At 42.6% G+C, this 8254-nt stretch carries 6 protein-coding genes; 4 read left to right on the forward strand and 2 right to left on the reverse strand.

Features of this window, described 5'->3' with window-relative positions; translation table 11 throughout:
- Positions 1–468 precede the first annotated feature (468 nt).
- The 3 genes from F6J99_RS37095 (at position 469) to F6J99_RS37105 (ending at position 5953) form a co-directional block, all read left to right on the forward strand.
- A complete protein-coding gene (locus tag F6J99_RS37095) occupies positions 469–2082 on the forward strand; it encodes a hypothetical protein (RefSeq protein WP_293120772.1) in 1614 nt (537 codons plus the stop codon).
- The gene (locus tag F6J99_RS37100; RefSeq protein ID WP_293120774.1) at positions 2075–3406 is read left to right on the forward strand and encodes a DUF1822 family protein; all 1332 of its coding nucleotides are present in this window, start codon (positions 2075–2077) and stop codon (positions 3404–3406) included. The genes F6J99_RS37095 and F6J99_RS37100 overlap by 8 nt, the downstream gene beginning before the upstream one ends.
- Before the next feature lie 72 nt (positions 3407–3478).
- The gene (locus F6J99_RS37105) at positions 3479–5953 is read left to right on the forward strand and encodes a CHAT domain-containing protein (RefSeq protein WP_293120776.1); all 2475 of its coding nucleotides are present in this window, start codon (positions 3479–3481) and stop codon (positions 5951–5953) included.
- Between the two features lie 422 nt (positions 5954–6375).
- On the opposite strand, the gene F6J99_RS37110 is transcribed toward F6J99_RS37105, so the two are convergent.
- Entirely contained in the window at positions 6376–6570 is a 195-nt protein-coding gene (locus F6J99_RS37110) for a hypothetical protein (RefSeq protein ID WP_158517118.1), read from the reverse strand.
- A gap of 107 nt (positions 6571–6677) precedes the next feature.
- Here F6J99_RS37110 and F6J99_RS37115 point away from each other — a divergent pair, with 107 nt between their 5' ends.
- Positions 6678–7250, forward strand: coding sequence for a helix-turn-helix transcriptional regulator (locus F6J99_RS37115; protein WP_070392254.1), 573 nt, complete (start codon positions 6678–6680; stop codon positions 7248–7250).
- 249 nt (positions 7251–7499) lie between these two features.
- On the opposite strand, the gene hpsE is transcribed toward F6J99_RS37115, so the two are convergent.
- A partial coding sequence (gene hpsE, locus F6J99_RS37120) for a hormogonium polysaccharide biosynthesis glycosyltransferase HpsE (protein WP_293120778.1) occupies positions 7500–8254 on the reverse strand: 755 nt, incomplete at its 5' end.

Consider the following 8254-nt stretch of genomic DNA (forward strand, 5'->3'; position numbering starts at 1 on the left):
TCGGGAGTCGGGAGTCGGGAGTCGGGAGTCGGGAGTCGGGAGTCGGGAGTCGGGAGTCGGGAGTCGGGAGTCGGGAGTCGGGAGTCGGGAGTCGGGAGTCGGGAGTCGGGAGTCGGGAGTCGGGAGTATAAAAAAATTTATTTTTGTACCTCATTAAACTAGTAAATGCTAGCAATAATGATTAGCCATTAGGGATTACCCTGACCCAAAAATCCAGGGACTATTTGATAAGTAATTAATGGAACTTGATCTCAACTTTGGCGTCAGGTATCAGCTATCAGCTATCAGCCCAAGGCCAATGACTGACGGCTGAATGCTGAACGCGCACGCGTGAGCCAAAAGCTCACGGCTGAATGCTTACACTTTGTCTTTATCTTGTGGCCAAAAAAAGCGTTATTTTACCATATCATCTTTTGGAAAAAATTACCCGTTTGGGTACTGCGAACCTAAGGATTTGTATGACACAATATGGCACAGCTAAGCAAAAGTGTAAGGATGGTGCCTCTATCGAGATATTGGGAAATTTTAAGACTTGATCCTGCTAGTGTTGGGTGTGGTTACAAAAAACTGTTACTACCGCTGGCATGGGAGTTTTTTCAACAGAAGTGTCTAGAATTAGATGCTCCAGAAACGCGATGTTCCGTTCGCGGCAGCGTCGGGCAAAGCCCTAGAGGTGCGCGCCTCCTAGGCCGGGGACCCCGGCCTTCGGTCGCACCTCAAGGTCACGCTACGGGAACGCATTTGTCGGTGGAGCAGCATCGGGACATTCAAACCTCCCTATACGCCTGGTTTCACCCTGAGGCGTCTGGGTCACCCATAAGTCGTGCTAGAGCAGGACTTTGTCTTCGTTGCTATGTCTCTTACCCAATCCTGAAAGCTTGCAAGAAACTCGCTAGTTTATATAGCGCTAGCCATCACTTCACCTATCGGGATTTGCTGCCATTTGTGCTTGATGATGATGGAAAAGTGCTAATCATCTTAGATCAGGATGGTATAACTCAACTTATCCTGAATGGCGATAGGGAAACCAAAAAAACCGATTACCAATTTTTTACCGTTGAAGTATTACGAAAATATAATCTGAATTCCTCATCCAAGTCTAGGTTAGATGATTGGGTCTACTATCAAACCAAACAACATCCCAAACTTAAAGAGTTTTTATCGGAGCGGGGACTTTGTTTTCTCAGTGACTGGGCGCTGCTCAATCGAGCTAGACCGACACAATTGGAACAACTCTTACCACGCGATCGCAAAATCCTAGAAGCCTTTCATGCAGTCTACCGTAGGGACAGACGCCAACAGCCAACAAAAAAAGCTAGACGTTGTCCAGATCCCACCCAGTCTCAACTTGAAGAAATGAGACACCTCTTGCAGGAAAAATCGGTAATTGTCAACTCTCTAGTACAGCTGAGGGATGAACTCAAACATCTGGCCAGAGTGCTAAGGCGATATGACATATGGATTCGCAGCGGATTTCCGCCATCGGAATCCCTAGAGGTGTCGGATTCGGATACTGGACGCGACCGAGAGTTACCAGACCAAAATTTCACCAACACTTTAGATGCGATCGCACGACAAGAATTACAGCAATTCTGTGGTCAGCAACTCATAGCCTGTTTGGATTTGGGGATAGAGCAAGGGCTAACGGAGCACATTACCAAGCTACAGCACAGTCGAAGTTACGCCCGTTTTGCGTCCAAGGTTATATCAGGTCTTGAACTGATCTACTGTCATGGTAAATCTCAAGCCGAGATTGCCTCTATTTTAGGAATGACCAATCAGTCCCAAGTGAGCAGGGTGCTAAATCCAAAGGATCTGCTCAATCGGGTGCGGTTTTGGACAATAGACAAACTTTTCCACATTATCTCCCATGCAGCACATCAGTTTAATCTGGCAAATATGTCTAGGGATCCAGACTATTTCAGAAACCTGATGGAACACCTAGAAGCTTTCGTGGATGCTGAAGTCTTCCAAGAAGCAGCTGCAGAAATCATGACAGGGAAAAACCGTTCTACTAATAGCCTATATACCCAGCGACTATGCCGCTACCTTGAGACACTGAAGCAGGAAAATCATGACTAGTTATTCTGTTAATTCCACCGACCTCAGGCTTGTGCAACCAGAATGTATTTGGTTAGAATCCGAACAGTTTGAGCAAGCAGTACAAATGAGTAACCAAGTCATCTCAGAAGCACGCCAATGGCAAACCTATCTGAATGGACTAGCATTACTTAGTTTTACACAATGGTTAGAGGAAAAGTTAGCTAATATCTTGATTTCTGATAATTGTTGTTCTTTACGACAACCTAAATACGCTAATGTGATTGAAGCGGTATGTAATCTGATAGTAGGCGAATTTAAGCTTTGTTTAATTACCAATGAAAGTTTAATTAATGAAGTGGTTAATGTACCGATAGCAGCCATTGATTTACCAGATTTTGCTGCTCATTTATATGTTGTGATTGAAGTGCAAGAAGAGCTAGAAACTGCTATTATTCGAGGCTTTATCCGTTACGACGAACTGGTTAATTATCGACAATTTTTTAAGTTCCATCCTGAAGTAGATTGGAACTATAGTTTACCTCTGTCATTGTTTAATCCTGAGCCAAATCACCTACTATTTTATTTACGTTACTTGGATTCCGCTGCCATTAAGCTACCAGTAACTTCCCCTACTTCAATTCCTATATCTGTTAATCAACTTGACTTGGAAACATTAGAAACATTATTAGATCGCCTACAATATCCTGAGCAAACTCTTTGGCAAACCTTAACCTGGGAGCAAGGGCTGACTATACTCCAAAGTCCTGAGTTACTGGATTTATTATATCAATGGCAACTAACTCCACAGAGAACAACCTCCCTTTCTATTCGGATTACAGAAGTATTCACCATCCTAACTCAAAAGGCTATCAATACACAGCAATGGTTGGAGGGAAAATTAGACGAATTTGCCCAAGGTTTAGGATTTTTCATGCCTGAAACCCTGACGGCGAATTCATCGGTATTTCGGTCAATTGATAAATTCGATAATGTGATTAACGAGCTTAGATATCAAGGAATGGAGATTCCTCCCGAACCAGGTCGCTCCTATCAGGACATTGACTTAGGTGAAATTGCTTTACGACTATGTGCCGTAACCTGGCCGATTGACTCTCCACTTCCTCCCCCAAAATGGTCATTGCTACTAATTTTAGGAACCCAGTTTGGGACTGCTTTACCTGATGGATTTAAGCTACAAGTTAGCAATATAAGGTCTATTATACATGAGCCTGTATCAGGGCTTGATGATCCATTTTTGTTTGCCCGTGTGGAAGGAGGCTCAGATGAAAAATTTGTTGTGACCATTATCCCACCGGATAGCTCACCACAGACCTTATATCCTTATGCATTCGAGCCTAGTTAAACAGCATTTAAGTTATTGATTAAAAAGTAAACAATGAAATTTAATTAAAATATCGGAGGATTATTTTGGGTAATGACTACTGTATTTGAAATTAAAATTTGGTATAAAAAAGATGATAAGTCTTGTTTCTTTTTGCTGCTATGGGATGACAGAAGAAGGCAGCTATCTGCCAGCATGAACTATTCCAAGGAAATACAAAGATATTATCAACGGTGGCGACAGCGCTACACTAGGTTTTACGAATTACCGTCAGTGAAACCTATAGGAGATAGTGGCAGAATTAATCCTGGTTCAGGGGACCCATGTTATGATTTGATGGAGGCAGAAAGAGAGTTTGTCAATGCTTTCCAGCGTTGGTTAGGAGAAGGGGAGGTTCGTAAGATTCAACAGCGGATTCGAGACGAATTGACTCGTGTGGCTCAACTGATATCGAAAGATGGCAAGGGGATTGGTACTCACCCCAGTGTTGATATTTTCCTAGCTTGTGACTCTATAGAAATCGAACGGTTACCATGGGAAACTTGGGAGCTTGCTGCTGAAGGCACACCCGTTGGCAAGGTTCGCATTTTCAGAAGCGCTATGGATAACCCCTATGGCATTGCTGGTACTAACCCCCTGACAGCTTGCGGTGCGACCCCGCGCTTTTTCAAAGCCCTAGGGAACGCACACGGTAGAAAAACCCGTATTCTAGCTATCTTTGGAGATGATCCCAGACTACCGTTGCAGGAAGATTGGAAAGCTGTGCGATCGCTTAAATCTATTGCTGAGGTCGAGCGAGTAACCTGGCAACCTCATGAAAACCATGTCGATATCAAAACCAAAATTGCTAATGCCATATGTGATCAACAAGGCTGGGATGTGCTGTTCTTTGCTGGACATAGCGATGAAACCACAACCACAGGAGGAAGACTTGCGATCGCTCCGAATATATCCCTGTCAATTAGTGAACTGGAAGAACAATTAACTCAAGCTAGGGAACATAGATTGCAGCTGGCAATTTTCAACTCCTGCAGTGGTCTGAGCATCGCTAACTCTCTGATTAAACTTGGGTTACAGGTAATAGTGATGCGGGAACCCATTCGCAATGATGTGGCTCAGAGTTTTCTCCAGCAGTTCTGTAAGCCCCTAGCTGACCATAGAGATGTTTACGATGCATTACTCGAAGCCTGTCAACATCTTCAATCTGTAGAGAAATTTGCCTATCCCTCTGCCTATCTGCTGCCCTCTTTATTTAATCCTCCCGGTTTAATTCCCTATCGCATTGAGCGCTTTGATTGGAAGAAAATGCTGCTCCAGTGGTTACCAACAAGACCAGAAGCGATCGCATTGGGAACAGTTTTACTGCTGAGCGTCATCCCAGCTATTCAAGTCGAATTATTGTTCGACATCCGAGCGTTTGTTCAAGCTGTCTATCGTAATTTGACGAATCAACTACTAGAGAATACCTTAGCGCCTGTTTTGTTAGTTGCTATCGATCAGGAATCTCTAGATCAAGCTGATGAAGCAATAGAAAGCACACAAGGTAAGTTGACTGATTCCGAATACTTAGCCAAGTTGGTAAGACACCTATACGCCTTGAATGCTCAAGTAATCGGCATTTACTACAATCGGCATATCTACCAACCTAGATACGAAAAGCTAGATCAAGCGATTCGCTCTGCTGTGGAAAAGCATAACACTTGGTTTGTGCTAGCAGCAGATGAACAAGATAAAGTCGCTAGTCGCAAATGGAGTTTAGAAGGGTACATAGACTTTGATCCTTGGACTATTGAACAGCCTCTAAATCCCACCTGTATCGAGTCATGTCCGTTTGCTTATCAGCTAGCAGTAGCTTATCTGGTCAATCACCAGTCATCTGCAGATAGTTTACCCCAGCCAACATTAAACAGTACAGTAGATTTTCAGTCCCAAGTCAGTGATTATCTAAAGCAAAGAAAGACTGACAATAAAGGCCTGATTGCTTTAAATCAATCTGATCCTCCCTTTGGACTAGCTTCTATTATAGACTTTTCTATTCCTCCTAGACAAGTCTACAAATCTATCACAGCTAAGGAACTTCTCAATTTTCCTGTGCCTAATCCAGAACTCCAACAGCATGTAATGCAGCAAGTTGTTATCATCACCAATGGTGAATACAATGACACCGAAGATGACTTTTACTTTCCGTCAGTTGTTGAATATTGGTGCCATTACTATCAACCTGTAAAACAGGATCTACAGAAGTGCCTCGAAGTATTAACTAGAGGAGAAGTATTTGCTTATATGGTTCACCATATAATCCGGCAGCATCGGGTAGTTTTGATTCCTGATCAGTGGCTAATTTTCCTAGCCGCATTCCTAGGAAAATCGACTACTATTATTTTGCACAAACAACCGGTAAAACAGCGACATCAACAGGTATTACTATTAGGTAGTATAACAGGACTATACGGATTAGTTGTCTTGCAGGTTTATATCTCAGCATTACTATTGATTCCTTGGTTTTTACCGTCAATACTAGTTTGGTTTTACTATAGTTTTGCTCTCCAAAAACCTTATTTAAGGTAGGAGGTTGTTTTGAATAATATCGATGACAAGAATAAGATAATCTGACCAATTACGAATACTAATAGCAAATTGCAAATGACTCAAACAGAAAAACGTCCAGGAGACAGACAAAAGAGACCATGGTGGAAGAAGCCCTTAGATAATTCGAATGTTAAAAACATCTTTAAAGAAACAGGTAATGAATTTGATAAATACGATAGATTGACATTAAAGTTACTCATGATTGTCATTATCCTTCTGAGTCTTTTTATACTCCCTTTTCTAACTCAGTTTCTAGATTTTCAATGAATGACACTAGTGCTGAGCTAAGCATATGCGCTACTTGAGATGCTACTTGAGGTGCTATCAGCGTGTCGCGTATCAGCTATCAGTTATCAGCGTGTCGCGTATCAGCTATCAGTTATCAGCTATCAGCTTATGGGTTAGGTCCGATGCGTCGTTCGCACAGCGTGGCCAAACGCGCCCCGCGTGGCCTTTTGGCCAAGGCCAAAGCCTGTACCACAAGGCTGACCACTGACCGCTGACCACTGAACGCTGACCACTGACCGCTGACCACTGACCGCTGACCGCTGACTGCTAATGAAAAAGTAATACCAGAACTGGATAGCTAACTGCATAAGCTCAAAGCCCCTGCACCTATGGATTGTAGTAGGAACCTGTAGTAGGAACCGGTAGTAGGGACCTGCTCTGTTGCAGATTCGTAACGTTCACATAGGTCTAGAGGATGAATACTCAGGCAATACAGTTTAACGGTGTTCTCTTACAAGGGGTAGTAGAAGGATTAATGGATGGTGTCTTGATTTTGAACGCTCAGGGAGAGTTAGTTCATAGCAATTGCTATGGTCGCCTTCTTTGTGCTCAACTAGCAGTGGATAAGTCAAAATCTAACCTTGTTCCCAAAGAAATCAGGCGTGTTTGCCAAGCTGTGCTTGACAGCTGTGAGTTATATCCAAATCAGCCCATAGTTATCGAGTCTGAAATTATTACTGAGCCCTCAACATCTTTTCGGATTCGAGCCGTTAAGCTCACCTTAGACTCCTTTGAAAATCCCTGCATTTTAGTAACACTAGAAAATCACGATCAATATGCTGAGAGTTTTGCGATCGCAGAGGTTAATAAATATGACCTGACTCCTCGTGAGGCAGACGTTTGGTTACTGCGTCGTGCTGATTACAGCTATCAGGAGATTGCTGATGAATTGCGCATTACTCTTAATACGGTTAAGAAGCACTTGAAAAATATTTATGCTAAAATAAAGTTTTACCAATTGAAACAGGAATTTTTAGAGGCAAATTAAATTAGTTATTTGTATAGCAAAGGGAGTAGGGAGTAGGGAGTAGGGAGTAGGGAGTAGGGAGTAGGGAGTAGGGAGTCAGGGTAATAAAAATGTTTGTAACTATACCCAATTATCGAAAACTACTTCTTCGCTCTCCCCACAGTACCCACACTAACCCCTCTCCCCACACTCTTGCCCCTGTTCCCTATTCCCTATTCCCTATTCCCTATTCATACATGCCAGCATTTTGCCTTATTATTCATTAATTAATTACTGATTCCAAAAAATCCAATGATAAAATGGACTAAACAAGCTATTCACAAAAAGTTCCAGTTCGCAAGCTGCTACTAAATCTGTCTTGAGGTGTTGGCGATATCTAATCAGATGAAGCATAGTCTTGCGCAAATCATTGATTAGGTAAACTAGAATCATGAAAGGCTTTTGCCAATGTTGAAAGCGCAACATGCGAGTGGGATACCGACTTAACCCCACGCCTCGGAATAATTTCAATAAATAGTCTTTTTCCAAACGCCATTTTGGGATTTGATGCTCAATACACATTTGAGGGTTATGCCAAATTTTCCAACCGGCTTTTTGAATATAGGATAAGGTTTCTATATCTTCTCCTTTAGCAGATAGGGATGTCGCACACACTCCCTTGAGCCAAGGCTGTTCAGGAACATTATTTAACCAGGCTTGCTTACGAATCACTAACCCCGCACCGACCGGAAATACCCCTTGACTAGGCTGATAACAAAATGGTTCTTGACCTCGTTCTATGATAGCGAGGAAACAAGCAATTCGCTGAAAATTTTTCGGTGGTTTAACTTCATAGTCTCCATAAATTTGACTACCATAAGCCCCAGCTTTGGGATGGGAATGACCAAAATTATAAGCAGCACTAACCCAATCAGAAGTAGGTAGATTATCATCATCTAAAAAACCAACATACTCACCTTTAGACTCCTGGATAGCACGGCGTCGAGCAAATGCTATCCCCTGTTTTGGTTCAAAGTAATATCGAA

This window comes from Moorena sp. SIO4G3 (assembly GCF_010692305.1).
Taxonomy (GTDB): Bacteria; Cyanobacteriota; Cyanobacteriia; order Cyanobacteriales; family Coleofasciculaceae; genus Moorena; species Moorena producens_A.